Genomic DNA, 25,170 nt, shown 5'->3' with positions numbered 1-25,170 from the left:
CTAGCCCAGGAAATCCGCCAGCGGCACCGGCGTCAGGCCGTCCTTCTTCGCCTGCGCCAGAAAAGCTTCGTAGTCTTCCTTGAACGTCTTGCGGAAGTGCATCAGCACGATGTCGCCAGGGCGGAGCTTGTCGCCGACCTGGAACTGGACATGGCCGTCGTTCACCGCGGCGGACCACAGCACGGCGACGCGCATGCCGCAGAGCTGGGCGGCGTGCAGGGTGTTCTGGTCGTAGTTGCCGAACGGCGGGCGGAACAACACCGGGCGCACGCCGAGCTCGTGCTGGAAGTCGTCGGCGTCGTCGCAGATCTGCTTTTGCTGGTAGGCCAGCGGTTTGCCCTTGAGGTTCGGGTGGTCGACGGTGTGGTCGCCCAGCGTCGCGCCCGTCGAGTCCAAAATGGACTTGAAGTAGGCCTCGTGGCCCTTCACGTAGCGCTGGTTCAGGAACAGCACCGGGTGCCCGCCCGACTGCTGGATCAGGCCCGGCGCCGAGGGATCCTTGACGGCGCCGTCGTCCATGGTGATGAACACGTACGGCTTGGTGGTGGTGACGCGGCGGACCACGCCGACCTTGCCGTCGGCGATGGCGGGTGCCTTCTGTTGCACCGTGCCGAACGGGTACGGCCCCGACGGAACCGCCGGGTGCACAGCGCCGGGCGCGGGGTTCGGCTGGCTAGGCGGCGGCGCGACAACCGGTGCCGGCGCGGAACAAGCCGCCACCACGAACAACCCGGCCACCGCAGAACCCAGCTTCGTCACGCGTTTCACACGAGGGGAGACGTCGAGACCTCGGCTGGAGTTGAACCGCTGTGGCCCAGCGCACCCGGGTCAGCGCCCGGAGTCGGCCGCTTTGACCAGTTGCGCCGAAAGGATCCGGATCGCACCGCGCAGTGCAGCGGCGGCGAAAGCTCCGGTTCCGGGCACGGACTCGGTGAACGAGCCCGTCCAGCGCAGGTCCGTGCCGCCCGCGGTGTTCGGGGTGAAGAACACCTCCGCGCGGTAGTCGCGCACCGGCCCGGAGCCGTCGAAGGTGTAGACGTGGCGCCGGTCGGGCTCGTACTCCACCGTCTTCTCCCGCAGCAGCACCGGCCACAGTCCCACCTCGCGGACGGCGCCGACGCCGTTGGGATCGTCGTCACCCCGCCGCGCCCAGCGCGCCTGCACGATCAGCGGCCGGCCCCACTTCGACCACAGCGGACCCTCGGTTTCCAGGCGGAACAGGACTTCCGGCGGCGCCGTACTGACGCGGTTGACCTCGAACGAGTACGTGCGGCCCGGCATCGTCGGCCCCTTCCGTCTTGTTGACAGGGCGATAATTAACCCGAGACGCTCAGCGTAGGTCAAGATGAGTGCGTGAGCCGCCCCGACTTCGCCGCGCCGCACTGGCTGGTCCAGCTCCTCCGCTCGAAACCGGTCCCGGTCCCGTGGAACATGGTCGCCCGCGCGGTCCTCGCGCTCGCCACCCCACTGGCCGTCGCGTACGCGGCCGGCGACATCGGCGTGGGTGCCCTGGTTTCCACCGGCGCGCTGCCCGCCGTGTTGTCCGAGGCCGCCGGGCCGTACCGCTACCGCGCCCGCCGGCTGGGCGGCGCGACGCTCGCGGCGGCCGGCGGCTACCTCGTCGGCCTGCTCACGGGCGCGGTGCCGGCGTGGTCGATCCCGGCGATCGTGGTGATCGCCGCGGTGTCGGCGCTGATCAGCGCGGCCGGCAGCAACGCGTCGGTGGCGGCGCTGCAGATGTTCGTCTTCTGCGTGCTCGGCACGGCGCAGCACGCGACGGGCCTGAAGGTCGAAGAGCTGTTCGGCTACTTCTGCCTCGGCGCGGCCTGGAGCCTGTTCGTGGCGCTGGTGACGTGGACGGTCCGCGGCACGAGCCCCGAACGCACCGCCGTCGCGCAGGTCTACATCGAGCTCGCCGCGATGCTGTCGGCCACCGACGAGCCGACGTCGCGCGTCGCCCGCAACCAGCTCACCACGGCCATGAGCACCGCGTACGACCGTCTGCTCACCGCGCGCTCGTGGCTCTCGGGCCGCGACGCCGCGTACCGCGAGTTGCTGAACCTGCTGTCCGCTACCACTCCGGCCGTGGAGGCGTCCGTCGCGATGGTCAACGCGGGGCACCGGCCGCCGCCCGAGGTCATCGACTACCTCACCGGCGCGGCCGCGTCCGTGCTCGCGACCCAGCCGCTGCCCGCGCCGCCGCCGATGCCCGAGGACGACCTCGACCCGGTCGAGTCCGCGCTCTACGCCGGCCTCGCCCGCATCGAGAAGGGCGACAACCGGCAACGACGTGCGCCCGCCTCGCCGTATCAGCGTCTTCGCGAGTGGTTCGGCTCGCTCGCCTCCGGCCCGCTGACGTGGCTCGTCGCCCTGCGGCTCACGGTATGCGTGGCGGTGGCCGAGGTCGTGGCGCTGATGGTGCCGTTCGAGCGCTCGTACTGGATCACGCTCACGGTCGGCGTGGTGCTGAAACCCGACTTCGGCTCGGTCTTCGGCCGCGCGCTGCTGCGCGGCATGGGCACGATCGCAGGCGTCGGCATCGGCGCGATCGTGCTCGCCATCGGCGCGCGCGGCTGGGTGCTGGTGGTGCTGATCGCTCTGTTCGCCGGCGGCGCCGCGATCGGGAAGGTGCGCAACTACGGCATGCTCGGCACCTTCGTGACGCCGCTGATCATCCTGCAGATGGACCTGGCTCAGACGGGCAGCTGGTCGGTCGTCCTCGCGCGGTTGCTGGACACCGTCACCGGCTGCGTGATCGTGCTGCTGATCGGCTACCTGCTCTGGCCCGGCTCCCGCCGCCCGCGGGTCGGCGGCCGGCTGGCGGACAGCTTCGACACCGTCGCGGCTTACGTCCAAGCCGCCCTCGTCCTCAACTCGACCCCCGAGGCCCGGCTGGCCCGTTCACGCTCCCGCCGCGCGGCCTACCGCGCGCTCGCGGACCTGCGCACGGCGTTCCAGCAGGTGATCGTGGAGCCCTCACCCGCGGGCCGGCACGCCGTGGCGTGGTGGCCGGTGATCGCGGGGCTCGAGCGCGTGGCGGACGCCGTCACCGAGGTCTCCGTGACGCTCGGCCGCGGCGTGCCGGCCCCGTCACCCGCGGAGATCGCGCTGGTCACCGACGCCTTGGCCGAGCTCGCGGCGGCCGTGCGTGAGCAACGTGAGCCAGGGTCGGTGCCCCTGCCCGACAGCGCGCAGCTCTCCGGCGTCGTCGACCAGCTCGGCTCGACGTTCGACGCGGTGCGCGGTCCGGACCTCGTGGAAACCGCCCCGCTGCGGCTGGTGCGCCGGTTCCTGCCCTACCACCGGCGCCCCTGACCAACGCTCACTGCTGCGGCGGCTGCGGAGGCTGCTGGCCCTCGTCGGGCTTGTCGGTGCCGGCGAGCTTGCCGAGGAAGTCCTTGGCCTTCTCGACGCCGCCGTCGATCTTCGAGTCGTGGCCGCTCGTCTTGGACTTGGCGAACCCGGCCGCCTTGTCGAGGCCCTGCTCGATCTTGTCGCTGTTGTCCCGCAGCGCCTCGGTGGCCTTGTTCTTGAGCTCGTCGAAGGTGATGCCCATGTTTCGCTCCCCAATCCCGGAGTTGAGACGCCCCCATCGTCACACAACGGATGCCCCCGGCAACTCCGGCGAAATCCCCGGGTTAGTTGACTTCTCCGCCGGCCACGCCGTCGTCCAGCGAGGTGATCCGGCCGCCCCGCTCGCCGAGGCCGATCAGCGCTTCGCGGGCATCCGGGGCGGAGAGGGTGACGCGGACGCCCGAGCGGGCGGCGTCGTGGGCGGTGGAGTAGGCCAGGGCGCCGTCGTGGCCGGCCTTGATCGTGGCGGCCAGTCCTCCGGTGGAGGCGAGCGAGCCGCGGGCGGCGCCGAGGCGGCCGAGGGCCTCGTCGACGATGGGCAGCAGCGCGTCGCGGTTGCCTTCGGTCATGGCGCGGACCAGTTCGGGACTGGAGCCGGCCACGCGGGTGCCGTCGCGATACGAGCCGGCGGCCAGGGACATCGCGAGTGGCCCGCCCTGGGCGCCGATGGTGGCCAGGATCGCGGCGAACAGGTGCGGCAGGTGCGAGATCCGCGCGACGGTCTCGTCGTGCGAGTCGGCGGGCAGCGGCACCGCGAACGCGCCGACGTCGAGCACCAGCCGGGTCACCTCGGCCCACGCTTCGAGATCGGTGTCCTCCTCGACGCCGACGACCCACGCCGCGCCCTCGAACAGCGAAGCGTTGCCCGCGAGCCAGCCCGACTCGGCCGTGCCCGCCATCGGGTGCCCGCCCACGTAGCGCGTGTAAGGCGCGCGCCGGCGTACGGCGTCGAGCATCGGGCCCTTGACGCTCACCACGTCGGTGAGCACGCAGTGCGGCGCGTGCTGCGCGACCAGCCGCAACAGGTTTTCGACGGCCGGCAGCGGCACGGCGAGCACGATCAGCGCCTCGGCCGACTCCGCCCGGTGCAGCGCGGCTTCCACGTCAGTGGTCACGTCGTAGCCGGCGCGGCTGGCGGCGTCGGCGTCCACTTCGGACACCGCGGCGCCCCACGTGGTCCTGCCGCCGGCCACGCTCGCGCGCAGCAGCGACCCGCCGATGAGCCCGAGCCCGATCACGCACACATCTCGCACGGGCCTCATCCTGCCAGTGGCCGCAACCCGGCTACAGCGTGGCCGCCAGGCGCGTGCCCTGGTCGATGGCGCGTTTCGCGTCCAGCTCGGTTGCCACGTCGGCGCCGCCGATGAGGTGCACCGGCGTCGAACCCAGCGCGTCCGCCAGGTCCCGCACGGGCTCCTGACCGGCGCAGACCACCACCGTGTCCACCTCCAGCAGCCGCGGCTTCCCGCCGACGGTCACGTGCAGCCCGGCGTCGTCCACCCGCTCGTAGGTGACGCCGGCGATCCGCTCCACGCCCTTCGCCTTCAGCGCCGCCCGGTGCACCCAGCCCGACGTCTTGCCCAGCGCCGCCCCGATCGGCGTCTTCTTGCGTTGCAGCAGGTAGACGGTCCGCGGCGACGGCGAAGGCCGCGCCACCCCGAGGCCGCCGGCAGCGAGCGCGGGATCCGTGACACCCCACTCCGTCAGCCACTCGTCGCGGGTCAAGGTCGACGAGGTGAGGAACTCGCTCACGTCCACCCCGATCCCGCCGGCTCCGATCACGGCGACCCGCGACCCGACCGAGGCGCCACCTCGCACGACGTCCACGTAGGACACCACCTTGGGATGGTCGATCCCCTCGAGCGCCGGCACCCGCGGCACGACGCCCGTGGCCAGCACGACCTCGTCGAACCCGGCCAGATCCTCGGCCGACGCACGCCGTCCGAGGTGCACCTTCACGCCCGTGACCTCCAGCCGCCGCGCGTAGTAGCGGATGGTCTCGGCGAACTCCTCCTTGCCCGGGATCCGCCGCGCGATGCCGAACTGGCCGCCGATCTCGTCGGCCGCCTCGAACAGCTCGACGCGGTGACCGCGCTCGCCCAGCGCCGTCGCCGCCGCGAGCCCGGCCGGCCCGGCGCCGACCACGGCCACGTGCTTCGCGCGCCGCGTCGGCGACAGCACCAGCGTCGTCTCGTGGCCGGCGCGCGGGTTGACCAGGCACGACACGGGTTTGCGGCTGAACGCGTGGTCGAGGCAGGCCTGGTTGCACGCGATGCAGGTGTTGATCTCGTCTTCGCGGCCTTCCTCCGCCTTGCGGACCCACGACGGGTCGGCGAGGAACGGCCGCGCCAGCGACACGAGGTCCGCGTCGCCGCGCGCCAGCGCCTCTTCGGCGACCTGCGGCATGTTGATGCGGTTCGACGTGACGACCGGGATCGACACGTGCGGCTTGAGCTTCCCGGTCACCCACGTGAACGCGGCGCGCGGCACCGACGTCACGATCGTCGGCACGCGCGCCTCGTGCCAGCCGATGCCGGTGTTGATGATGGTGGCGCCGGCGGCTTCCACTTCCTTCGCCAGCGCCACGACGTCGTCCCAGCTCTGCCCGCCTTCGACGAGGTCGAGCATCGAGAGCCGGTAGATGATGATGAAGTCCGGGCCGACCTTTTCGCGCGTGCGCCGCACGATCTCCACGGCGAACCGGCGGCGCTTCCGGGCCGAGCCGCCCCAGCCGTCGGTGCGCTTGTTGGTGCGCTCGGCCAGGAACTGGTTGATCAGGTAGCCCTCGGAGCCCATGATCTCGACGCCGTCGTACCCCGCCTCGCGGGCGAGCGCTGCGCAGTCGGCGAACGCGCGGATCGTCCGCACGACGCCGTAGCCGGTCAGCGCGCGCGGGCGGAACGGGTTGATCGGCGCCTTGAGGCTCGAAGCCGAGACGCTCAACGGGTTGTACGAGTAGCGGCCCGCGTGCAGGATCTGCAGCGCGATCTTGCCGCCGGCCTCGTGCACGGGCGCGGTGAGCTGCCGGTGCTCTTTCGCTTCCGCCGTCGTCGAAAGCTTCGAGGCGAACGGCAGCAGCCAGCCCGTGCGGTTCGGCGCGAACCCGCCCGTGACGATCAGGCCGACGCCACCGCGGGCCCGCTCGGCGTAGTACTCGGCGAGCTGCGGGAAGTGGGCCGCGCGGTCTTCGAGACCGGTGTGCATCGAGCCCATGAGCACGCGGTTGCGCAGGGTCGTGAAGTCGAGGTCGAGCGGTTGCAGGAGGTGCGGGTAGGGCGTCATCGGGCGTCCTTCTCGTCGGATTGGAGCGCGCTCACGACTTCGTCGAGCCACTCGACCTGGCCTTCTTCGGCTCGGATTCCACCGCGCAGCACGAGGTACTGGTGCAGAGCACGGCCGCTGGTGGGTGCGGGGAAGTCGCGTTTCTCGATCCGGCGGTAGGCGTCGAGGCGTTCGGCGTGGGCCGCGCGGTGCCGCGCCAGCTCTTCGGCGACGGCCTTTTCGTCTCCGAAGGACGCCCCGCGCAGCTTCACGGCGAGCTCCTGCGGTCCGGCTGATGCGTTGGGCTCCGCGAGCCACCGCCGCAGCTCAGTCCGGCCGGCCGCGCTGACGGTGTGCACCTTCTTGTCCGGCCGCCCGTCCTGCGCGACGGTCTCGACGGCCACCCAGCCGGCCTCTTCCATCCGCTTGAGCACGCGGTAGATCTGCTGGTGGGTGGCGCTCCAGAACAGGCCGATCGACTTCTCGAAGCGGTGCGCGAGCTCGTAGCCCGAACCCGAGCGTTCGGACAGCGAGACGAGGATCGCGTGCTCCAGTGCCATGGCGCTCAGCGTGCTATGCAACTAGGTGCAGTGCAACCCGTTGCAACGCAGGTCACCCGGCAGGGTGGGGCAAATCGGGTCGACGAATGGCGTGAACCGACCAGGATGGACATCGTGCACCCGGTTCTGGAACTGATCAACGAACGGCTGGCGTCGGGCAGCGTGCCGGGGGAGCGGAGTGACGACCGCCGCCTGGTGCTCGCGATCGAAGGGGGCAGCAGCCGCGGCACGTACTCGAGCGGCATGGTCCTGGCTCTGGACGAGATGGGCGCGACGCCCGCGTTCGACGCCGTCTACGGCTCGTCGGCCGGTGCTCTGAACGCCGCGTGGCTGCTGTGCGGACGCTCGCAGACAGGCGTGCGCACCTGGTGGAACCCCACGGTGATGCGCCGGATCATCAACCCGCTCCAAGCCCTGCGCGGCAAGTCCGTGATCGACCTGGACTACCTCGTGCACCAGGTCTATTCGGTGCTGGAACCCATGGACTTCCCGGCGATCCTGGCCAACCCCGTCACGTTTCACCCCTTGGCGACCGACGCGGACACCGGCGAGTCCACCGACCTGCACCCGTTCATCACGGAGGTCGAGGACATCAAGACTGCGCTCGCGGCCTCGTCGTGCATGCCTGTGCTCGCCGGCCCACCGATCGCGATGGACGGCCGCCGCTTCGTCGACGCGGGTGTGGCGGAGCCGTTGCCCTTTCGGACCGCTTTGGCTCAGGGCGCGACAGACGTGCTGGTCTTGCGCACCCGCCGGTCGGACGAGCTGCCGGCCCCGCCGCCGCGGGTGCAGGACGTCGTCGTGCCGCGGTTTTTGCGCCGCCACGCCCCGGGCACGGTCAACGCGTGGCGGGAGCAGTACATCCACGACCTCGACGACGAACGCCTGCTGCGCGAGGATCCGCGGCTGGCGAGCATCCGCCCGCCCGCCGGCTCCCCGGCCGTCGGGGCGCTGGAACGCGACCCCGCGGTGCTGCGGCGGGCGGTGGAGCTGGGGACGGAAGCGGTGTACAGCGCGTTGGAACAGCTGAGGGACGTTTCCTAGGCTCAGCTCCGCCGCGACCGCCGTCGCACTCGCTCGATGCGCTCTTCGGCGGCTTCGGGTGTGGTCATCCCCTTCCGGGCCCGCCGCGCGAGGCGGCACACGATGTGGTCGGCGAGCGGCGCGTCGCGGTACTTCCGCCAGCGTTTGGACTTCTTGACTCCGAGCCGCTCGTCCGCCTGCTCGGCGGCATCGAGGTCGACGGGACCGGTCGCCGATTGGGTCACCAGGCGGTCGTGGCGGCGGTTGGCGCTGTTCGGCTCGCGCTTGTTGCGGGGGATGTTCTTGCGCGAGCTCTTGTCGTTCTCGCCGTAGTTGTTGCGCCGGTCCTTCTCGTAGCTCAGGGCCTTCTTCTCCTGCGGGCTCTTGCGCGCCATCGCGTCAGGCCGCCACGACGTGATTGGCCCTCGACTGGACCACCAACCTCTGCGCGCCCAGCGACACCGCCAGGTACAGCAGGATCGAAGCGCTCCCCAGGCCCTTCGCCGGGCTGTTCGCGTCGATCACGAAGTCCAGTCCGATGTGGATGGCGATGGCGACCACCCACAGGACCACGGTGAGCCACGTGCCCTGGCGCCAGAGCTGGCCGTCGGCGCGCCAGAGGCGGACGGTGTACGCGCGGACGAGGCCGAAGAGGGCCGCGACGACCAGGCTGCCGATGAGCAGCAGCACGGCGGGCGTGCCCGGGGTGCCGCCCTTGAAGAACGACGCGAGGGACACCACGCCGAGCACGGCGAGGATCAGCAGGACGGTCGGTTTGCGGTCTTCGCGTACGAGGCGTTTCTGCGTCTGTCGCCAACACAGCCACGCCAGCACGACGAGTCCGATGAGGATGTTGACGGTGTTGCTCACGGTGGTCCCCTCCAGGCAGAACTCAAGGTGAGCACCAGCTTGGCGGGCGGCGAGCCGGGAAGCGTCAAACCCAGGGTTGATCCCGGGCCGGTTTCACCGCACCGAGGCCCGCCCGAGTCCGCAAATCGGTCAGAGTGACGGTTTCCGCGCCACCCCACCGATCACCCGCGACTCCGAGGGCGCCTTCGCGAACACGGCGTCGCGGTTCGGGTGCCACGCCGGCGCGTAGACCAGGCCCGGCTCCAGCAGCGGCCAGCCGCCGAAGAAGCGCGAGAATTCCGCCAGGTTGCGCAGAACACCGGGGTTCGTCGTGGACTCGTAGTATTCCAGCAGATCCGCCAGCGCCTGGCGTTCGTCGTCGTCCACTGGGTTCTCGTTGGTCATCTGCGAGAGCACCAGCAGTGAGCCGGGAGCCACGCGGTCGCGGTAGAAGGACAGGATGCCGTCCGGATCCTGGTCGTCCTTGATGAAGTGCAGCACCGCGTTCACGATCAGCGCGACGGGCTCGCGCACGTCGATCACGTCCGAGTCCATCACGCGCTCCCACAGCTCTTCCGGCTGCAGTAGGTCCGCGGCGATGGCCTGGTGGCGTTCATCGTCGGCGGTGTCGGCGAGCAGGATCTGCGAGTGCGCGAGGGCGACGGGCTCGTTGTCGATGTAGAGCACGTGCACGTCGTTGTCGGGGCGCTCGGCGTCGGCGACCTCGTGGACGTTGCCCGCTGTCGGCAGGCCCGAGCCGATGTCCACGAACTGCCGAATCCCGGCGCGCACGCTATGGCGCACTGCGCGGCCGAGGAACTGCCGGCTGGTCAGGCAGTAGTCACCCATGAGCGGCAGCCGCGCGCGCACCTTCTCGGCGAACTCGCGGTCGATCGCGTAGTTCGTGTTGCCGCCGATGAAGTAGTCGTAGATCCGGGCCGCGGATGGTCGGTCCAGGCTGCCTTCGACTGCGCGCAGGGCTTCGTCTCGTTCGATCATCGCCGTCCTCACCGCTCGGGTCGCGCCCATGCTAACCACGGTGCGCGACAAGCGGATCAAGCCGTGGTGATGGCCTCCCGATAGGCGTTCACGGATTCCGTCAACTGGTCCATCGAGACGCGCAGCTGGACGATCGTCTCGAGGTCGAAGCCCAGGGAGCGGCCGATGTGCGGCGGGATCCGCTCGGCCTGCGCGCGCAGCGCCTCGCCCTTGTCGGTGAGCGTGATCCGCACGGAACGCTCGTCGTCGGCCTGGCGTTCGCGCGTGACGAGGCCGGCCTTTTCCAGGCGCTTCAACAGCGGCGACAACGTGCCCGAGTCGAGGTTCAGCGCGGCGCCGAGTTCCTTCACCTGCTGGGCGTCGTGTTCCCACAGCGCCAGCATCACGAGGTACTGCGGGTACGTGAGGTCGAGCGGCTCGAGCAGCGTCCGGTAGAGCGACGTGACGGCGCGCGACGCCGAGTAGAGCCCGAAGCAGAGCTGGTCGTCGAGCAGGAGCGAGCCCGTCTCGCCGGGATCCTGGCTGGTCATGGGTACCTCCTCCACAAGGTGTAACTCTCGATGATCCCCGAAATGTGCCCGAACGAGCAACTCAAGTGCCTTAGATCTCATTGGACTCAGTTTAGTTGTGCACAATTGAGTTGTGCACTAATTTCATGAAGGTCAGCAACGGACACCGCCTGGAGGAGACCCGAGATGACCACCCCGAACCCGCAGAACCTCGCCCTCGAACCCGCCGCGCAGGCGTTTTCCGAGGCCACGGCCGCGCACCCGTTCCTGTTCGAGCTCCCGCCGGCCGAAGGTCGCAAGGCCGTGGACGGCGTGCAGGACGGCCCCGTCGAGATGCCGCCCGCCGACATCGAGGTCGTCCAGGTGCCGGGTGGCCCGAACGGCGACGTCGAGGTCCGCATCGTCAAGCCCCAGGGTGTGACCGGTCCGCTGCCGATCCTCGTGTACGTCCACGGCGCCGGCTGGGTCTTCGGTGGCTTCCACACCCACGAGCGGCTGGTCCGCGAACTCGCCGCCGGTACCGGCGCGGCCGTGGTCTTCCCGGAGTACAGCCTTTCGCCCGAGGCGCGCTACCCCGTCGCGATCGAGGAGAACTACGCGGTCGCGAAGTGGGCCGTCGAGCACGGCGCCGAGAAGGGGCTCGACACCTCCCGTGTCGCCATCGCCGGTGACTCGGTCGGCGGGAACATGACCGCCGCCCTCACGATCATGGCCAAGCAGCGCGGCGACGTGCGCTTCCTGCAGCAGGTGCTGTTCTACCCGGTCACCGACGCGAACTTCGACACCGAGTCCTACCGCCTGTTCGCCACGGGCTACTTCCTGCAGCGCGACGCCATGAAGTGGTTCTGGGACCAGTACACGACCGACGAGGCCCAGCGCGCCGAGATCACCGCGTCGCCGCTGCGCGCGTCGCTCGAAGACCTGGCGGGTCTGCCGCCGGCGCTCGTGATCACCGGCGAGGCCGACGTGCTTCGCGACGAGGGCGAGGCGTACGCGGCGAAGCTGCGCCGGGCGGGCGTCGCCGTGACGGCCGCGCGCTATGCCGGCGCCATCCACGACTTCGTGATGGTCAACGCGCTGCGCGAGACCGGCGCCGCCGACGCCGCGATCAAGCAGGCGATCAGCGTCCTCCGTGCCGCGTTCGGAGCCTGAAACCGCAGCTGAGACGCCCGGCGGGCCACCCTCTTGATCTTGTGACGGCGCTCACCTGATCACAACGGGGGTGGCCTGCCGAACGTTTCTTGTACAGGGGTTTGTACAGCGGGTTCGATCTTCCGGACACGCGTCCTGGAGGGGGAGTTCCCGTGCACCTGAGCAGCATCCGGCTGGACTCACCGGTCGAAGTGATCGTGATCGGCGTGCTGGCCTTGCTCGCGGTCGTGGCCGTCCCGTGGTTCTGGGACCGGTGGCGCAAGCGCAAGCAGCTCGGGCGCAGCACCACCGTGCTCACGGCCGTGGTGCTGGTCGTGGTGAGCGTTTCGCTGGTGGGCAACCTCATCGGCGGCTTCTTCCCCACGCTCGGCTCGCTGCTCGGCACCGGTGTGTACGCGGCCGAAAGCGTCGACGCCGAGGCCGGCGACAACGGCGCGGGCCTCGACAAGATGCGCGACCTCGGCGTGGTGCACGCCAAAGAGGGCAAGGGGACCGTGCTGCACATGAAGGTCACGGGCCGGCGCACCGGGCTGGTGCGCGACGTCGCCGTGTATCTGCCGCCGCAGTACTTCCAGCCGGCCTACCGCTCGCTGAAGTTCCCGGCGATCGAGTGGATCCCGAACTACCCGTCGGGCCCCGAGGTCGCCACGAGCGGCTATCACCTGCCCGAACAGCTCGACGCGGCGATCGCCAAGCACGTGCTGCCGCCCACCGTCGTCGTGATCCCCGACCCGACGGGCGTGCCCAAGGTCGGCCACGACACCGAGTGCGTCGACGAGGTCGGCGGCACCCCCAACGACACCTACCTCTCCGCCGACGTCCGCGAGTGGGCCATCCAGCGCCTCGGCCTCAACCCGGCACGCGGCGCGTGGACCATCGCGGGCTGGTCCTCGGGCGGCTACTGCGCCATGAACCTCGTGACGCGCCACCCGCAGTGGTTCGCCCAAGCCGTCAGCGTCAGCGGCTACGACCGCGCCCAGGTGGACTCCGAAACCGAAGACCTCTTCCACGGCCGCCACGACATCGACGACGCCAACAACGTCCGCCTGAACGTGCGCCTGCATCCGTCCCCTGTGGACATCCTGGCGATCTCCGGCGACAAGGAGAACTACGAAAGCTTCGCCATCGACCAGATCCGCGCCGCCGCCCAAGCCCCCGTCCGCTTCTCCTCGTGGCGAATCCCGGACGCGGGACACAACATGAACACGTTCAAGTCGCAGCTGCCCGACGTCCTGGCGTGGATCGGCGCGCGCATCCCCGGACCTTGCGCAGCCGGCCGGCACGTCGACGTCAGCGGCGGCGTGCGGCCGTGGCCGCTGCCGAAGTCGGGGGCGCGCGGTGCGTTGTCGGCGACGGACGAGTGAGGGTCAGGGTTTCAGCAGTGGCACGAGTTTCTTCACGACGGACGTGATCTGCGCCGACGCGGTGTCGTAGCTGACGGACTGCGGCTGTTCCGTGAGGACGGTGACGATGAAGCGGTCGCCGTCGCCGGCGAGGCCGGAGGTGTGGAGCATGCGGGTCGGGCGGCAGCAGGACCAGCCTTGCTTCACGGCGAAGTTGCCGGGGCCCAGGGCGTCGGGGATGCCGAAGTACTGGCGGAAACCGTCGGCGCCGAACTCGGTGGCGGCGTGCAGGGCGGCGAGGATCACCGTGCGTTCGTCGGCGGGAGCCTTGGTGAACAGGTACTGGTAGATCTTCGTGACGTCGTTGGCCGTGATCTCCGTGTCGCCCCAGCGGCCCGGGCTCGCGGGCGGGTGGGTTTCCGTGAGTCCCATCCGCTGGATAGCGCTTTCGACGATCTGCGTCTCCCCGTTGGCGACCCAGAGCGTGCTGGCGGTCGTGTCGTCGCTGCGGGACAGCATTTCCTTCACGGTGCCGGCGGGCGTGCCGTTCTCCAGGGCGGACACGGCGATCATCAGCTTCACCAGCGACGCCGACGTGTAAGTGCGGTCCGCGTTCGCCGACAGCACGGTGGTCCCCGTCGTGCGGTCGTAGACCACGGCGCTCACGTGCCCGCGCGGGACGAGCGCCGACAGCGCCTGGGTGCTCGGCTTGCCGGCCTTGGCGCCACCGGGCGTCGACGAGTTGCGCGCCGGCGGGATTTTGCTGGACGACGTGGGCGACGGGGTCTTCGAGGGCACGGAAACGGTCGAGCTTTCCGAGCCGGCCGCGGCGATCGGCGTCGGACCGAGCGCGGTGACGACGTGCCGAGCCGGCTCCGCCACCACGAGCACCAGCGCGACGAGTGCCCCCAGGCACAACCCCACGAGGAAGAGGATGTTCACTTTGCGCATGACCGGACTTGTCCGATCACCCGTTCGGTGTTGCCGAATCGGGGGCCTTTTGTGGCATTGATCTCGAAGAAGGCCGAATCCGGTGACGCTCCGGGGGGCTGCGGGCAAGCACCGGCGTTTCACTCCGGGTGAAGACGGGGTACCTCCTTCGCGTGAGTCAGCTCACCACGGGAAGGACTGGAGTCATGGTTCATGCGCATGGAGCCCGGATCCGGGTGGAGGGCCTGCAGCCCGCGCAGGTCCTGGCCGCCCTGGTGGGCGTTGCGTTCCTGGTCTACGGCGTAATCGGCTTCGCGAGGACCGGCGTCGGTGGCTTCACCGGGCACCACGAAGCCGGCTTTTGGCGGTTCTCCGGCAACCCGATGAACAACCTGGTGCACGTGGTGACCGGCGTGCTCGGCCTGCTGCTCGCGTTCGGCTCCGGCCGCGCGCGGACGTTCGGCTGGCTGCTCTTCCTCGGCTACGGCGTGCTGTTCGTGTGGGGCCTGATGATCACCGGCATGATCGCGGCCAACCCGTTCACCGTCGCCGGCAACCCGCTGGACCTCACGACGCCGGACAACTGGCTGCACCTCGGCATCGCCGTGCTGGGCCTGGTGATCGCGATGGCGCCGGCGCGCCGCAAGGTGCGGCTGCCGGACGAGGACGTGGAGCCGATCACGGCGGATCAGGCCCAGACGAGCGTGATCGAGCGGGTCGAGGACGACGACCACGCCGGGTCCACCCGGGAGATCCAGCCCCGGGAGAAGCGCGGTCCCGGCCTGGCGCACTAGAACACACCGAAGGCCGGGCAACTCCCGCGGTTGCCGGGCCTTCGGTGTGTTCGGGAACTGCCGCTCCTTCCGCCGCCCGTGGCCGGTTGTCCTGACGACGCGCTGTCGGGGCGCGGCGCCGGGTCTGGGGTCAGTAGCTGTACGGGTCGCTCGAAGCGCCGGCGGCCGGGGCACTCGTGGTCGGCTTGGCCGGGGCGGATCCGGTGCTCGTGGTGGTGCCGGACTTGCAGCCGTTGGGCTCGATCACGAACCACGTGCCCTTCACGCCCATGCCGTTGGCCTGGCCGGGCGCGGTGTCCTTCGAATACCGGTACAGCGGCCAGCCGCCGAGCGTGGCCTGCGTGGTGCCGTCGGCGCGTTTGACGCTGCCGAGCAGCTTGGCGTCGATGCCGTCGAGTGCGACGTTGCCGCTGGTCAGCACGGGCGGCCACAGCTTGGCGCAGTCACCGTCGCAAGTGGACTTCGAGGGTTTCTTGCTGTCCTTGGTGAACAGGTAGAGCGTGAAGCCGTCCTGGTCGACCACGGCCGCGCCGACGCCGTCGACCTTGCCGGCGCTGAGCTTCACACCGTCCGAAGTGGACTTTCCGGCCTTGCCGCCCTGCGGGGTGGCCGCGAACCAGGTGCCGTTCACGCCCTGGCCGGTGGCGTCGCCGGGCGTGGTGTCCTTGGCGTAGGTGTAGAGCGGCCAGCCGTTGACAGTCACCTGCTCGGTGCCGTCGTCGCGGGTCACGCTGCCGACGAGGCTCTTGTCCACGCCGTCGAGCTGCACGGCGCCCTTCGACAGCAGCGGTGGCCACGCCTTGGCGCAGTCGGCCACGCACGCGGACTTCGGCGGTTTGGCGGTGTCCTTGTCGAAGCGGTAGAGCGTCTGGCCGTCGCCGTCGGTGAGGACCTTGCCCAGCTCACCGACGTCGGTGGCCGCGAGTTTGACGGCCGTCTCGGTCGCGGCCGCGGCGTTGCCGACCTGACCGCCCCCGGTCCCGCCGCCGGGCACCGGCGCGGGTGGAGCGGTCGTGCCCGAGCAGGCGCTCAGCAGCGTGAGCCCTGCGGCCGCCGAGACGACGATGACGCCCGTGCGGAACCTGCGAAGCATGAAACTTCTCCTTGGGTACGTGGTCGCCGCGCCAGGCGCAGCTGCCGGTACCCCCCGCGTTCCGTGAGGAACGCTTCCCACCCTCTTACACGGGCGGTCGGGCGGAGCGGTTCAGCAGAAGTTGCGACTACTTTCCGTCACCTTCGAGGGCGCGGTCGACCAGTCGCCCTGCCGCGCCCGTGTACTGGGCGGGGTCGAGGAGGTCGTCGAGCTTCGCGGGGTCCAGGACATCGGTGACCTGGGAGATCTCGGCGAGGACGTCCCGCAGCGGCCGGTTCTCGCCCACCGCCCGCTTCGACGCTTCACCGAGCACGTCCTTCGCCCGCGCCTTGCCGAGCAACGGCGCCAGCGCGGCCGACAGCCGTTCCGACACGATCAGCCCGTGCGTGAGGCCGACGTCCTCCCGCATCCGCTCCGCGTCCACGGCCAGGCCGCGCGCCAGCTCGACGGCCGTGTGCGCCGCCCCGCCCGTGAGGCGCAGGCACTCGCGCAGCAGCTGCCACTCGGCCTGCCACACGCCGGCGGACCGCTCGTCCTCCGCCAGCCCGGACTGCGTCACGCCCGCCGCCAGCACCGGCACCTGCAGCGCCGCCGAGCGGATCAGGGCCGACAGCACGGGGTTGCGCTTGTGCGGCATCGCCGACGAGCCACCGCCCGTGGGCTCCGCGACCTCGCCGATCTCGGTGCGCGTGAGCACCTGGACGTCGACCGCGAACTTGCCCAGCGCCGTGGCCGTTTGGGCCAGCGCGGCCACGAGATCCGCGACGGGCGTGCGGTTCGCGTGCCAGGGCAACGTCGTGGTGGCCAGGCCGGTTTCCTCGGCGAAGGCCTCGACGAGCCGCTCCGCGTAGTCCTCGGTGCCGTCGCCGTACTCGACGTACGCGGCCAGCGTCCCGGCCGCGCCGCCCAGCGACACGGGCAGCTCGAGGCGGCGCACCCGCCCTGCCGCGTCGAGCACGTACTGCCGCCAGCCCGCGGCCTTGAGCCCGAACGTCGTCGGTACGGCGTGGGCCGTCAGTGTCCGGCCCGGCATCACGGTGTCGCGGTGCGCGCGAGCCAGGTCCGCAAGCGCCGCCGCGGTTGTCGCCAAGTCGTCTCGCAGCAGCTCCAGCGCGTTCCTCGCGACGATCATCAACGCCGTGTCGACGATGTCCTGACTCGTCGACCCGCGGTGCACGTAGTCGGCATGCGTGGCCCCGACGGCCGCCGTCAGCTCCTTGACCAGCCCGACAACGGGATTCGCCGTCGCACGCGCCGTCTTCGCCAGCGCCACCACGTCGATCTCCCGCGCCACCTCGGCGGCCTTCGCGGTGATCGCCTCCGCCGCCCCGGTCGGCACGGTCCCCAGCCGCGCCTGCGCCCTCGCCAGAGCCGCCTCGGCCGCCAGCATCGCCCCCACCACCGCGTTGTCCCCGGTCACCGCCTCGACCGGCGTCCCGGCCCGCACGGGCGACAACAACCCGGAATCAGGATCGACGCTCATGCCGCCCAGCATCGCACGCGGGACTCGCCGCCACCGCGCTCCTGTGCGGAGCCTCGCATCGGGTCAGTGGCCCACCGTGCCGTCGAGGGATTCGCGCAGCAGATCAGCGTGGCCGTTGTGCCGCGCGTACTCCGCGATCTGGTGCACCAGTAACCACCGCAACGTGAACGGCTCACCGGTCACCAGCGACGTTCCCCGGTCCTCCAGCGAGGAAGCCGACGCGACGATCTCCCGCGAGCGTGCGCACTCCGTGCGCCACAAGGCCATTGCCTCGGTGACGTCGCCGTCGAGGGAGTCGAAGTCCTGGTTGGGGTCGTCGTCGGAGTAGTGGAGGAGGGGCACGTCGGCGCCGGCGAACTGTTGTTGGAACCACCAGCGTTCGACGCCCGCGAGGTGGCGCAGGATGCCGTGCAGGGAAAGGCCCGACGGGGACACGGCCTTGGTCGACAGGGCGTCCTGCCCGAGGCCCGCGCACTTCACCGCGAACGTCTCGCGGTGCCAGTCGAGGAACGCGACCAGGGTGTCGCGCTCACCGGCCAGCCTGGGGATGGCCTCTCGCGTGCTTTCGGCCACGGGCGAGAAATGCTGAGGAATTTCCATCCGCCCACGGTCTCACCCGGCACCGACAATTCCGGCTCACCGGGCAACCAGCCGCGAAACCGCCGTGGCCAAGGCCGTCCGCTGCGAATCCGGCCACAACGCGGCGTTTCCGGCCTGCGCGATGTTGCCGTACGTCAACGCGAGGATCAGATCGAGCAGCGCCGCAGCCGGCAACGCCGACGACACCGCCCCCGAGGCCTGCGCCGCCGCGATGCCCGCCACCTTGTCGGCCATCGCGCGCGAGAGGGGGGCCAGCGACTGCAGCAGGTCCGGCCGTTCGAGCGCCTGCCACAGGTTCAGCCGCACCATCCGCGGATTGGCGCGGTAAAAGTCGAACACCTGGCACGCGTACCCCGGCAGGTCCTCGGCGTCGAATGTCACCGCGGCCTGCGCCTGCAGCACCTTCTCCGTCAGCACGGCCTCGAACAGCCCGTCCTTGCTGCCGAAGTACGCGTAGATCATGCGCTGGTTCGCGCGCGCCCGTTCGGCGATGCGGCCGACGCGCCCGCCCGCGAGCCCGGCGTCGGAGAACTCCTCGATGGCCGCGTCGAGGATGCGACGGCGAGTGGCGGCGGCGTCGCGGGCCGGAGCCTCAGTCATGGGCGTCCACCGAGCGGCTCAGCTCCTCCCAACGGTCCAGCTCCGCGAGTTTGCGCTGCTCCGCGCGCCGGATGAAGTCCACGGCCTCGCCCGAGAGCGGCAGCCACAACGGCGGGTCGGTCAGCTCGAACACGCTCAGGATCATCGCCGCCGCCCGCGCCGGGTCGACGCCCGGGGCCTGCCCGGTGGCGTGAGCCGTGCGCATCGGCGCCAGCACGGACGCGTACGCGGGGCTCGGCTCGGGCGCGTCCATCGACGAGTACAGCGACGTCGCCATCGACCCCGCCTCGACCACCGTCACGCGCACGCCGAACCCGGCCGTCTCCAGGGCCAGCGCTTCGGAGAACCCCTCCAGAGCGAACTTCGCCGTGACGTAGGGGCCGAGCCCCGCCGCCGGTGCCAGCCGCCCGCTCACTGACGAGATCTGCAAGACGTGCCCCGCGCCCTGCTTCCGGAACACGGGCAGCGCAGCGCGGCTGACGTGGACCGTGCCCCAGAGGTTCGTCTCGACCTGGTCGCGGAAGTCGGCGAGCGGGGTGTCCTCGAGGCTGGAGACGTTGGCGTAGCCGGCGTTGTTGATCACGCCGTCGAGCCGGCCGAACTCGTCCACCGCGACCTGCACGGCGTCCGCGGCGGCCTCGGGATCCCGCACGTCCAGGGCCACGGCCCGCGCCGATTCGGGGTACGCCGAGACCAGGTCGGCGACCGCGCCGGAGCGGCGCGCCGTGGCCACGACCCGGTGGCCGGCCTCGAGCGCCGCGACCGCGAGCGCGCGACCGAGGCCGCGGGAAGTTCCGGTGATGAGCAGGGTGCGCGACATTGCCGTCCTCAAGTAAGTAACCGAATACTTACCACGATAACGGAGGATCCTCCACATTGCTAGGTGCCAACGAGCTCAAGGAGTTCACGCGCCTCGACCAGGGGTTCATGGAACATCTCCACGACACGCGCCGGGCCCGGGCCGAGTCCACCGAGGCGTGGTACGCACAGGCACGGCTGTTCCGCGACTCCGCCGTCGAGATCGTGGAGTTCGGCGACCGCCTGCGGGCTCAGCTGTGAGCGACCTCCCGCTGCCGCAGCACCTTCCGCAGGATCTTGCCCGCGGCGGACTTCGGGATGGCGTCCACGAACTCCACCTGCCGCACCTTCTTGTACGGCGCCACCCGCTCGGCCACGAACGCCTGCACCGCGGCCTCGTCCAGCTCCGCTGACCGGCGCACGACGAACGCCTTGGGCACCTCGCCCGCCTCGTCGTCGGGCACGCCGATCACGGCCGCGTCGGCGATGCCCGGGTGCGTCAGCAGCAGCGCCTCCAGCTCGGCCGGCGGGACCTGGAAACCCTTGTACTTGATCAGTTCCTTGAGCCGGTCGACCACGTGGAACACGCCGCGGCCGTCGACGGTCACGATGTCGCCGGTGTGCAGGTAGCCGTCGCTGTCGATGGTCGCGGCGGTGGCGGCGGCGTTGTTGAGGTAGCCGCGCATCACGTTCGGGCCGCGCACCCACAGCTCGCCGCGCTCGGCGTCTTCGCCGGTCACGGGGTCGACCACGCGGGCCTCGACGCTCGGCATCAGCAGCCCGATCGACCCGCGGTCGACGTCGGGCCGGTCGGCCGGGATGCCGTGCGTGCACGGGCTGGTCTCGGTGAGGCCGTAGCCCTGCAGCACCGTGACGTTCAGCCGCGCGGCCAGCTCCTGGGCGATGCCGGCGTCGAGCGGCGCGGCGGCGCTCATCACCACGTCGACGCAGCCGAGGTCGTAGTCGGTCACGAACGGGACCTTCGCCAGCGCCAGTGCGATCGGCGGCGCGATGAACAGGTGGTCCACGCGGTGCTCGGCCACGGCGGCGAGGAAGCCCTTGAGGTCGAACCTCGGCATGGTCACCACGGTCGCCCGGTTGAGCAGGCTGATGTTCATGATCCCGTTCATGCCGTAGATGTGGAACAGCGGCAGCACGGCGATCGAACGCTTGCCCGGGCGCAGCTCCGTCAGCGGTTGCATCTGGCTGAGGTTCGCAACGACGTTCCGGTGCGTCAGCAGCACGCCCTTCGGCAAGCCGGTGGTGCCCGAGGAGTACGGCAGCACGGCGAGGTCGTCGGCCGTCGGTTCCGGCGGCGCGGCGGCGGTGCCGGCGAGCAGGTCGTCGAGCGACGTCACGCCGTCGGCCGCGTCGAGCACCACGATCTCTTCGACGCGTACGCCTTCCTCTTTCACGGCGGCGCGCGCGTTGCCGAGCCCGGCGGAGGTGGTGAACAGGATCCGCGCGCCCGCGTCACGCAGCTGGTGCGCCAGCTCGGCGGGGGTGTTGAGCGGGTTGGCGGGTGACACCGCGGCGCCCGAGCGCAGCACGCCGTCGAACACGACGGGGTACTCGGCGCAGTTCGGCGCGGCGAGCACGGCGACGTCGCCCCGGCCGATGCCGCGTTCGGCCAGCGCGGCAGCCAGGCGCTCGACGGCCGTGGCGAGCTCGCCGTAGGTCAGTCGCCTGCCCGAGCCGGCGTCGATGACCGCCGGGTGCGCGGCCTCCTGGGGCGTGAGCGAGCCCAGCAGCAGCCCGGGCAGGGATCCGTCGGGGATGACGACGTCGGGGTAGGTGCTGCGAATGGCCATCGCTCCTCCTGGGCAGGCCGCGGGTTCAGCGCACGGGCTTGGGTTCCTTGGGCAGCCCGAGCAGCAGGTCTCCGACGATGCCGCGCTGGATCTGAGACGAGCCGGCGTAGATCGTGCCGGCGCGGGAGTTGAGGTAGACGCTGGTCCACGACGCGGTCGAGTTCGGCGCGCCGGGATCGTCGGTGTGGTACCAGTTCGGCGACGGCCGCCCCGACGGCGTGAGCGCGTCGAGGCCGAGCACGTCGAGCGCGAGCTCCGTGACCAGGCGATGGTACTCGCTCCACAGCAGCTTGAAGGCCGCTGCGCGCGGCCCGGGCTCCTCGCCGTCGATCAGTAACGCGGCCGTGCGGAGGCCGTGGCAGCGCAGCTGTTCCACCTGCACGTGGCACCACGCGACGCGGCGGCGGATGTCCGGATCGGTGTCCAGGCCACGCTCGCGGACCAGGCCGACCAGCCGGTCGAGCTCGGCGCGGAAGCGGATCGGGGCGTGCAGCGCGGTTTCGCCGCGCTCGAAGCCGAGCAAGGTCATCGCGACGGCCCAGCCGCGGTCGACGTCACCCACCACGAGCTCGCGGTCGGTGGTGGCGTCGGTGAAAAAGACCTCGTTGAAGTCGGTGCCGCCGGTGATGTTGCGGATCGGCCGGATTTCCACGCCGGGCTGGTCAAGCGGGACCAGCAGCATGCTGATCCCCTTGTGCGGCGCGGCTTCGCGGTTAGTGCGGGCGAGCACGAACATCCAGTTGGCCAGGTGCGCGCCCGAGGACCAGAGTTTCTGGCCGTTGAGTCGCCACCGGTCGCCGTCGGGCTCGGCGCGCAGGGCGAGCGATGCCAGGTCGGACCCGGCGCCCGGCTCGGAGAAGCCCTGGGCGAACACGTACTCACCGGAGACGATGCGCGGCAGGAACCTCCCGCGCAGCTCGGGTTTGGCCCAGCGGAGCATGGTGTTGCCGAGCATGCCTATGCCGAACGCGTCGTTGTCGGACCCGAACGGGATCCCGGCTGTGGACAGTTCTTCCACCAGCACCACGAGTTCGGCCGGGCCGAGGCCGGCGCCGCCGTACTCGACGGGCCACGCGGGCGCGACCCAGCCGCGCTCGGCCAGCGCCGCGCGGGCCCGGGTGCGGAACTCGGCGTAGGCGTCGCCTTCGAGGCCGCCGATGCCGCGCCAGCCGGGCGGTACGAGAGCGGCGACGAACTCGTGGACCTGCTCGCGAAAACTCCCCACGCGCCCTCCTGCCTGGGTGACAACTCTGTCCTGACCTCAACAGTTGCGTAGATAGACCCAATAGTCAATGCTTCGGTGCGGGCCTGGATCTTCGAGGAGGCGTGATGGGTTACGCGACGACGGACGAACAGCGCGAGCTCGCCGAGTCGGTGCGGCGGATGCTGGCCGACGCCGCGCGCACGGCGCCGCTGCCGCCCGCGTGGGAAGCCGCGGGCGCGGGCCTCGACGGAGCCCTGTGGAAGACCTTCGCCGACGCCGGGCTGCTCGGGTTGGGTGTGCCCGAGGAACGCGGCGGGTCCGGTGGTGGTTTGCGGGAACTGTGTGTGGTGGCCGAAGAAGTCGGGGCCGCGTTGCCGCGGATCCCGTTCGCCGCGGCGGTTTCCGCGGTGGCCGTTCTGAGTTCTGTGCACAATGTGGACAACCTTGTGGATGGTTCGGCCGTGGCGGTCGCGGCGTGGGAGTCGTTCCCTGTGTTTCCTGGGCATCGTTCGCCGTTGCGGCTGAGCGGGTCCACTGTGGACGGCGTGCTGCGCGTGGTGCCGTTCGGGCTCGACGCGGACGTGCTCGTGGCGGCGGTCGAGGGTCGGTTCGTGCGGATCGACCTGGCGGCGGCCGGGGTGCGGCGCGAGTCGGTGGGCGCGTTCGACGTGATCGAGCCGGCCGCGGTGGTGGAGCTTTCCGGGGTGCCGGTTGTCGAGGTGCCTTCGGCTGAGGTGTCGGCTCGGGTACTGACGGTGCTCGCGGCGGAACTGGTCGGAACGGGGCAGCGGGCGCTCGACGGAGCGGTGGAGTACGCGAAGCAACGGCAGCAGTTCGGGCGGGCGATCGGGTCGTTCCAGGCGCTCAAGCACCTGCTCGCCGACCGGTTCGTGCAGCTCGACGCGGCACGGCTGCTGGTCGAGTGGGCCGCTTCCACCGTTGACGCCGGTGTTGAGGCCCTGCCCGCGGCGCGCACCGCCGTGGTCGCCGCGAGCGACGCCGCCGATGCGGCGACGCGCGATGCGCTGCAGGCCCATGGCGGTATCGGCTTCACCTGGGAACACCCGGCGCACGTCCACCTCAAGCACGCCCGCGCGCGGCGCCAGCTGCTCGGCTCGGCGGCACGCCAGCTCGACGCGGTGGCGGAGCACGTGTTCGCCTGAAACGTAGGTGCTTCCTTGATCCGGTTCGGGTAGTTTTCCGATCCGGAAAGAGGGGGAAATATTCATGCGGATTGTCGTGATCGGTGCTGCGCTGCTCGTGGCGCTGGCGGCGTGCAGCTCCGGGCCGCAGGCGAGCGCACCCGGGCCGGAGGCGCTGGGACCTGACGGCTTGCGCGGCCTTGCGCCGGGCGTCACCAAGGCGGCCACGAGCACCACGCTCGCGGCCCAGCCGATGTCGGGCTTCGACGGCTGCGAGTCGTACTCGTTCGCGGGCGGGCCGGCGTCCGAGCCGGGTGCGCTCGAGGCCGAGCATCAGGCCGTCGCCAAGGCCGACGACCTGAACCGCAAGGCCCAGGACGCCGATGCGCACGTGCTGGATCCGGGGCTGCGCGGTTCGGCGGCTGACTACGCGAAGTCAGCCGCTCAGTCGGCCGCGGCAGCGAAGCTGAGCGCGCAAGCCGCGGCGGCCACCGTCACCGTCACCGAGCTGCGCGAGGAGCGCGCGGCCGAGCTCGCGGCGAGTGGTGGCGCCGTCTTCTCCGGTGAAAGGCTGCGCTCGGTCGTCGCTCCGCCACAGGTCAAGACGCCCGAGGGGGCCGGCGCGGGCACGCCGCTGGCCGATCTGCACCGGCTCTACGACGCCAAGGGCCTCAAGCCGACGCCGGCCGGGCACTTCGCGGTGGCCGTGCCGGGACACCCGACGTGGACGTACGACTTCACGGCCGAAGGCCCGAAGGTCACGTACGTCGCGTTGCTGGACGCCTCCGTGAAGTGCGGCTGACGGTCAATTTTCCCGGTACGAGGGGACACTCCCGGCCGGCCGCCGTCGACCCGGTGGAGCCGCGCGTGGTCTGATCGACTTCAGGAGTCTTGCTGAAGGAGTGCGCGTGACGAGATTTGAGTTTCCCGGGTCTCAGGGCACGCCGCTGGCGGCGCGGCTGGAGCTACCGGAGGGCGAGCCCAAGGCGTACGCGCTCTTCGCTCACTGCTTCACGTGCAACAAGGACGTGGTCGCGGCGACGCGGGTCGCGCGGGGGCTCACGGCGTTCGGCGTGGCCGTGCTGCGGTTCGACTTCACCGGGCTCGGCGGGTCGGAGGGCGAGTTCGCCAACACGGACTTCAGCTCGAACGTCGCCGACCTGGTCGCGGCCGCGAACCACCTGCGAGAGGAGTACGCCGCCCCGAAGCTGCTGATCGGGCACTCGCTCGGTGGCGCTGCCGTGCTGGCCGCGCGGCACGCCGTGCCGGAGGTGCGGGCCGTGGCGACGATCGCCGCGCCCGCCGATCCGCAGCACGTGGCGAAGCTGCTGGGTGACTGTCGCGAGCAGATCGAGCGCCACGGCGAGGCCGAGGTGGTGCTGGCGGGGCGGCCGTTCCGCATCCGCAAGCAGTTCCTGGACGACATCGCCGCGCAGCCGCAAGCGGAGCGGATCCGGGGGTTGAAGGCGGCGTTGCTGGTGCTGCATTCGCCGGTGGATGCCGAGGTGGGGGTGGAGAACGCCCGCGTCATCTTCGACACCGCGCGGCACCCGAAGTCGTTCGTCGCGCTCGACGGTGCCGACCACCTGCTCACGGGCCGCGCCGACGCCGCGTTCGCCGCGGACATCCTCGCCACCTGGGCCAAGCGCTACCTGGCCTGACCGC

At 70.9% G+C, this 25,170-nt stretch carries 27 protein-coding genes; 9 read left to right on the top strand and 18 right to left on the bottom strand.

Annotated elements, in window-relative coordinates:
* Complete coding sequence (locus AB0H62_RS04855; RefSeq protein ID WP_360584668.1) at positions 1-729, bottom strand: polysaccharide deacetylase family protein; 729 nt, start codon at positions 727-729, stop codon at positions 1-3.
* Positions 730-828: 99 nt separating this feature from the next.
* A complete protein-coding gene (locus AB0H62_RS04850) occupies positions 829-1,281 on the bottom strand; it encodes an SRPBCC family protein (RefSeq protein ID WP_220245755.1) in 453 nt (150 codons plus the stop codon).
* Positions 1,282-1,353: 72 nt separating this feature from the next.
* Between AB0H62_RS04850 and AB0H62_RS04845 the strand changes: the two genes are divergently transcribed.
* Positions 1,354-3,315 carry an FUSC family protein gene (locus AB0H62_RS04845; RefSeq protein WP_360584159.1) on the top strand — a complete coding sequence of 654 codons (1,962 nt, stop codon included), beginning with the start codon at positions 1,354-1,356 and terminating at the stop codon, positions 3,313-3,315.
* Positions 3,316-3,322: 7 nt separating this feature from the next.
* Here AB0H62_RS04845 and AB0H62_RS04840 read toward each other — a convergent pair whose 3' ends face one another.
* From AB0H62_RS04840 to AB0H62_RS04825, 4 genes are all read right to left on the bottom strand, one after another.
* Positions 3,323-3,556 (bottom strand): antitoxin, encoded by a 234-nt coding sequence (locus tag AB0H62_RS04840; protein WP_360584157.1) that lies wholly within the window; start codon positions 3,554-3,556, stop codon positions 3,323-3,325.
* Between the two features lie 82 nt (positions 3,557-3,638).
* Entirely contained in the window at positions 3,639-4,616 is a 978-nt protein-coding gene (locus AB0H62_RS04835; RefSeq protein ID WP_255638601.1) for a prephenate dehydrogenase, read from the bottom strand.
* A gap of 22 nt (positions 4,617-4,638) precedes the next feature.
* The gene (locus AB0H62_RS04830; protein WP_360584154.1) at positions 4,639-6,636 is read right to left on the bottom strand and encodes an NADPH-dependent 2,4-dienoyl-CoA reductase; all 1,998 of its coding nucleotides are present in this window, start codon (positions 6,634-6,636) and stop codon (positions 4,639-4,641) included.
* Entirely contained in the window at positions 6,633-7,175 is a 543-nt protein-coding gene (locus tag AB0H62_RS04825) for a PadR family transcriptional regulator (RefSeq protein ID WP_220245759.1), read from the bottom strand. The genes AB0H62_RS04830 and AB0H62_RS04825 overlap by 4 nt, the downstream gene beginning before the upstream one ends.
* Before the next feature lie 105 nt (positions 7,176-7,280).
* Here AB0H62_RS04825 and AB0H62_RS04820 point away from each other — a divergent pair, with 105 nt between their 5' ends.
* Positions 7,281-8,219, top strand: a complete 939-nt coding sequence (locus tag AB0H62_RS04820) for a patatin family protein (RefSeq protein WP_360584152.1) — start codon at positions 7,281-7,283, stop codon at positions 8,217-8,219.
* A 2-nt stretch (positions 8,220-8,221) separates the two neighbouring features.
* Here AB0H62_RS04820 and AB0H62_RS04815 read toward each other — a convergent pair whose 3' ends face one another.
* The 4 genes from AB0H62_RS04815 to AB0H62_RS04800 all read right to left on the bottom strand — a co-directional run bounded on the left by AB0H62_RS04815 (position 8,222) and on the right by AB0H62_RS04800 (position 10,576).
* Positions 8,222-8,593, bottom strand: coding sequence for a hypothetical protein (locus tag AB0H62_RS04815; RefSeq protein WP_220245761.1), 372 nt, complete (start codon positions 8,591-8,593; stop codon positions 8,222-8,224).
* Between the two features lie 4 nt (positions 8,594-8,597).
* Positions 8,598-9,068, bottom strand: coding sequence for a hypothetical protein (locus AB0H62_RS04810; protein WP_220245762.1), 471 nt, complete (start codon positions 9,066-9,068; stop codon positions 8,598-8,600).
* Positions 9,069-9,197: 129 nt separating this feature from the next.
* Complete coding sequence (locus AB0H62_RS04805; RefSeq protein ID WP_220245763.1) at positions 9,198-10,046, bottom strand: SAM-dependent methyltransferase; 849 nt, start codon at positions 10,044-10,046, stop codon at positions 9,198-9,200.
* A gap of 56 nt (positions 10,047-10,102) precedes the next feature.
* A complete protein-coding gene (locus AB0H62_RS04800; RefSeq protein ID WP_220245764.1) occupies positions 10,103-10,576 on the bottom strand; it encodes a MarR family transcriptional regulator in 474 nt (157 codons plus the stop codon).
* Between the two features lie 165 nt (positions 10,577-10,741).
* Between AB0H62_RS04800 and AB0H62_RS04795 the strand changes: the two genes are divergently transcribed.
* Entirely contained in the window at positions 10,742-11,707 is a 966-nt protein-coding gene (locus AB0H62_RS04795; RefSeq protein ID WP_220245765.1) for an alpha/beta hydrolase, read from the top strand.
* Between the two features lie 152 nt (positions 11,708-11,859).
* Positions 11,860-13,071, top strand: a complete 1,212-nt coding sequence (locus tag AB0H62_RS04790; RefSeq protein ID WP_360584149.1) for an alpha/beta hydrolase-fold protein — start codon at positions 11,860-11,862, stop codon at positions 13,069-13,071.
* 3 nt (positions 13,072-13,074) lie between these two features.
* On the opposite strand, the gene AB0H62_RS04785 is transcribed toward AB0H62_RS04790, so the two are convergent.
* A complete protein-coding gene (locus tag AB0H62_RS04785) occupies positions 13,075-14,001 on the bottom strand; it encodes a hypothetical protein (protein WP_360584147.1) in 927 nt (308 codons plus the stop codon).
* Between the two features lie 185 nt (positions 14,002-14,186).
* On the opposite strand from AB0H62_RS04785, the gene AB0H62_RS04780 reads away from it, so the two are divergent.
* Positions 14,187-14,774 (top strand): DUF4383 domain-containing protein, encoded by a 588-nt coding sequence (locus tag AB0H62_RS04780; protein WP_360584145.1) that lies wholly within the window; start codon positions 14,187-14,189, stop codon positions 14,772-14,774.
* Between the two features lie 130 nt (positions 14,775-14,904).
* Here AB0H62_RS04780 and AB0H62_RS04775 read toward each other — a convergent pair whose 3' ends face one another.
* From AB0H62_RS04775 to AB0H62_RS04755, 5 genes are all read right to left on the bottom strand, one after another.
* Positions 14,905-15,867 (bottom strand): SCO0930 family lipoprotein, encoded by a 963-nt coding sequence (locus AB0H62_RS04775; protein WP_220245769.1) that lies wholly within the window; start codon positions 15,865-15,867, stop codon positions 14,905-14,907.
* Positions 15,868-15,994: 127 nt separating this feature from the next.
* On the bottom strand, positions 15,995-17,350 hold the full coding sequence (pcaB, locus tag AB0H62_RS04770; protein ID WP_220245770.1) for a 3-carboxy-cis,cis-muconate cycloisomerase: 1,356 nt from the start codon (positions 17,348-17,350) through the stop codon (positions 15,995-15,997).
* Between the two features lie 63 nt (positions 17,351-17,413).
* Positions 17,414-17,950, bottom strand: coding sequence for a DinB family protein (locus AB0H62_RS04765; RefSeq protein ID WP_360584143.1), 537 nt, complete (start codon positions 17,948-17,950; stop codon positions 17,414-17,416).
* 36 nt (positions 17,951-17,986) lie between these two features.
* Positions 17,987-18,550 carry a TetR family transcriptional regulator gene (locus tag AB0H62_RS04760; RefSeq protein ID WP_360584141.1) on the bottom strand — a complete coding sequence of 188 codons (564 nt, stop codon included), beginning with the start codon at positions 18,548-18,550 and terminating at the stop codon, positions 17,987-17,989.
* Positions 18,543-19,370, bottom strand: coding sequence for an SDR family NAD(P)-dependent oxidoreductase (locus tag AB0H62_RS04755; protein ID WP_360584139.1), 828 nt, complete (start codon positions 19,368-19,370; stop codon positions 18,543-18,545). The genes AB0H62_RS04760 and AB0H62_RS04755 overlap by 8 nt, the downstream gene beginning before the upstream one ends.
* Before the next feature lie 56 nt (positions 19,371-19,426).
* On the opposite strand from AB0H62_RS04755, the gene AB0H62_RS04750 reads away from it, so the two are divergent.
* A complete protein-coding gene (locus tag AB0H62_RS04750) occupies positions 19,427-19,609 on the top strand; it encodes a hypothetical protein (RefSeq protein WP_220245775.1) in 183 nt (60 codons plus the stop codon).
* Here the strand turns inward: AB0H62_RS04750 and AB0H62_RS04745 are convergent.
* Together AB0H62_RS04745 and AB0H62_RS04740 are read right to left on the bottom strand one after the other, a co-directional pair.
* Positions 19,600-21,159 (bottom strand): AMP-binding protein, encoded by a 1,560-nt coding sequence (locus AB0H62_RS04745; RefSeq protein WP_360584137.1) that lies wholly within the window; start codon positions 21,157-21,159, stop codon positions 19,600-19,602. The two genes, AB0H62_RS04750 and AB0H62_RS04745, sit on opposite strands and share 10 nt — an antisense overlap.
* Positions 21,160-21,184: 25 nt before the next feature.
* The gene (locus tag AB0H62_RS04740) at positions 21,185-22,384 is read right to left on the bottom strand and encodes an acyl-CoA dehydrogenase family protein (protein ID WP_360584134.1); all 1,200 of its coding nucleotides are present in this window, start codon (positions 22,382-22,384) and stop codon (positions 21,185-21,187) included.
* A gap of 104 nt (positions 22,385-22,488) precedes the next feature.
* Here AB0H62_RS04740 and AB0H62_RS04735 point away from each other — a divergent pair, with 104 nt between their 5' ends.
* The 3 genes from AB0H62_RS04735 to AB0H62_RS04725 all read left to right on the top strand — a co-directional run bounded on the left by AB0H62_RS04735 (position 22,489) and on the right by AB0H62_RS04725 (position 25,166).
* Entirely contained in the window at positions 22,489-23,526 is a 1,038-nt protein-coding gene (locus AB0H62_RS04735; protein WP_360584132.1) for an acyl-CoA dehydrogenase family protein, read from the top strand.
* Between the two features lie 64 nt (positions 23,527-23,590).
* A complete protein-coding gene (locus AB0H62_RS04730; RefSeq protein WP_360584130.1) occupies positions 23,591-24,307 on the top strand; it encodes a hypothetical protein in 717 nt (238 codons plus the stop codon).
* A 106-nt stretch (positions 24,308-24,413) separates the two neighbouring features.
* Entirely contained in the window at positions 24,414-25,166 is a 753-nt protein-coding gene (locus AB0H62_RS04725) for an alpha/beta fold hydrolase (protein ID WP_220245780.1), read from the top strand.
* Positions 25,167-25,170: the final 4 nt, after the last annotated feature.

It is taken from the genome of Amycolatopsis sp. NPDC050768 (genome assembly GCF_040654155.1).
Lineage (GTDB): Bacteria > Actinomycetota > Actinomycetes > Mycobacteriales > Pseudonocardiaceae > Amycolatopsis.
The sequence above is the reverse complement of the archived record's forward strand: the minus strand, read 5'-3'. Positions and strand labels throughout refer to the sequence as shown.

Excerpts from the sequence above, each read along its gene's own strand:
- AB0H62_RS04760 (WP_360584141.1), bottom strand. The coding sequence starts at position 18,550 with ATGACTGAGGCTCCGGCCCGCGACGCCGCCGCCACTCGCCGTCGCATC.
- AB0H62_RS04815 (WP_220245761.1), bottom strand. The coding sequence starts at position 8,593 with ATGGCGCGCAAGAGCCCGCAGGAGAAGAAGGCCCTGAGCTACGAGAAG.
- AB0H62_RS04755 (WP_360584139.1), bottom strand. The coding sequence starts at position 19,370 with ATGTCGCGCACCCTGCTCATCACCGGAACTTCCCGCGGCCTCGGTCGC.
- AB0H62_RS04820 (WP_360584152.1), top strand. The coding sequence starts at position 7,281 with ATGGACATCGTGCACCCGGTTCTGGAACTGATCAACGAACGGCTGGCG.
- AB0H62_RS04825 (WP_220245759.1), bottom strand. The coding sequence starts at position 7,175 with ATGGCACTGGAGCACGCGATCCTCGTCTCGCTGTCCGAACGCTCGGGT.
- AB0H62_RS04780 (WP_360584145.1), top strand. The coding sequence starts at position 14,187 with ATGGTTCATGCGCATGGAGCCCGGATCCGGGTGGAGGGCCTGCAGCCC.
- AB0H62_RS04730 (WP_360584130.1), top strand. The coding sequence starts at position 23,591 with ATGCGGATTGTCGTGATCGGTGCTGCGCTGCTCGTGGCGCTGGCGGCG.
- pcaB (WP_220245770.1), bottom strand. The coding sequence starts at position 17,350 with ATGAGCGTCGATCCTGATTCCGGGTTGTTGTCGCCCGTGCGGGCCGGG.
- AB0H62_RS04850 (WP_220245755.1), bottom strand. The coding sequence starts at position 1,281 with ATGCCGGGCCGCACGTACTCGTTCGAGGTCAACCGCGTCAGTACGGCG.
- AB0H62_RS04785 (WP_360584147.1), bottom strand. The coding sequence starts at position 14,001 with ATGCGCAAAGTGAACATCCTCTTCCTCGTGGGGTTGTGCCTGGGGGCA.
- AB0H62_RS04800 (WP_220245764.1), bottom strand. The coding sequence starts at position 10,576 with ATGACCAGCCAGGATCCCGGCGAGACGGGCTCGCTCCTGCTCGACGAC.
- AB0H62_RS04835 (WP_255638601.1), bottom strand. The coding sequence starts at position 4,616 with ATGAGGCCCGTGCGAGATGTGTGCGTGATCGGGCTCGGGCTCATCGGC.
- AB0H62_RS04765 (WP_360584143.1), bottom strand. The coding sequence starts at position 17,950 with ATGGAAATTCCTCAGCATTTCTCGCCCGTGGCCGAAAGCACGCGAGAG.
- AB0H62_RS04745 (WP_360584137.1), bottom strand. The coding sequence starts at position 21,159 with ATGGCCATTCGCAGCACCTACCCCGACGTCGTCATCCCCGACGGATCC.
- AB0H62_RS04735 (WP_360584132.1), top strand. The coding sequence starts at position 22,489 with ATGGGTTACGCGACGACGGACGAACAGCGCGAGCTCGCCGAGTCGGTG.
- AB0H62_RS04840 (WP_360584157.1), bottom strand. The coding sequence starts at position 3,556 with ATGGGCATCACCTTCGACGAGCTCAAGAACAAGGCCACCGAGGCGCTG.
- AB0H62_RS04830 (WP_360584154.1), bottom strand. The coding sequence starts at position 6,636 with ATGACGCCCTACCCGCACCTCCTGCAACCGCTCGACCTCGACTTCACG.
- AB0H62_RS04805 (WP_220245763.1), bottom strand. The coding sequence starts at position 10,046 with ATGATCGAACGAGACGAAGCCCTGCGCGCAGTCGAAGGCAGCCTGGAC.
- AB0H62_RS04775 (WP_220245769.1), bottom strand. The coding sequence starts at position 15,867 with ATGCTTCGCAGGTTCCGCACGGGCGTCATCGTCGTCTCGGCGGCCGCA.
- AB0H62_RS04795 (WP_220245765.1), top strand. The coding sequence starts at position 10,742 with ATGACCACCCCGAACCCGCAGAACCTCGCCCTCGAACCCGCCGCGCAG.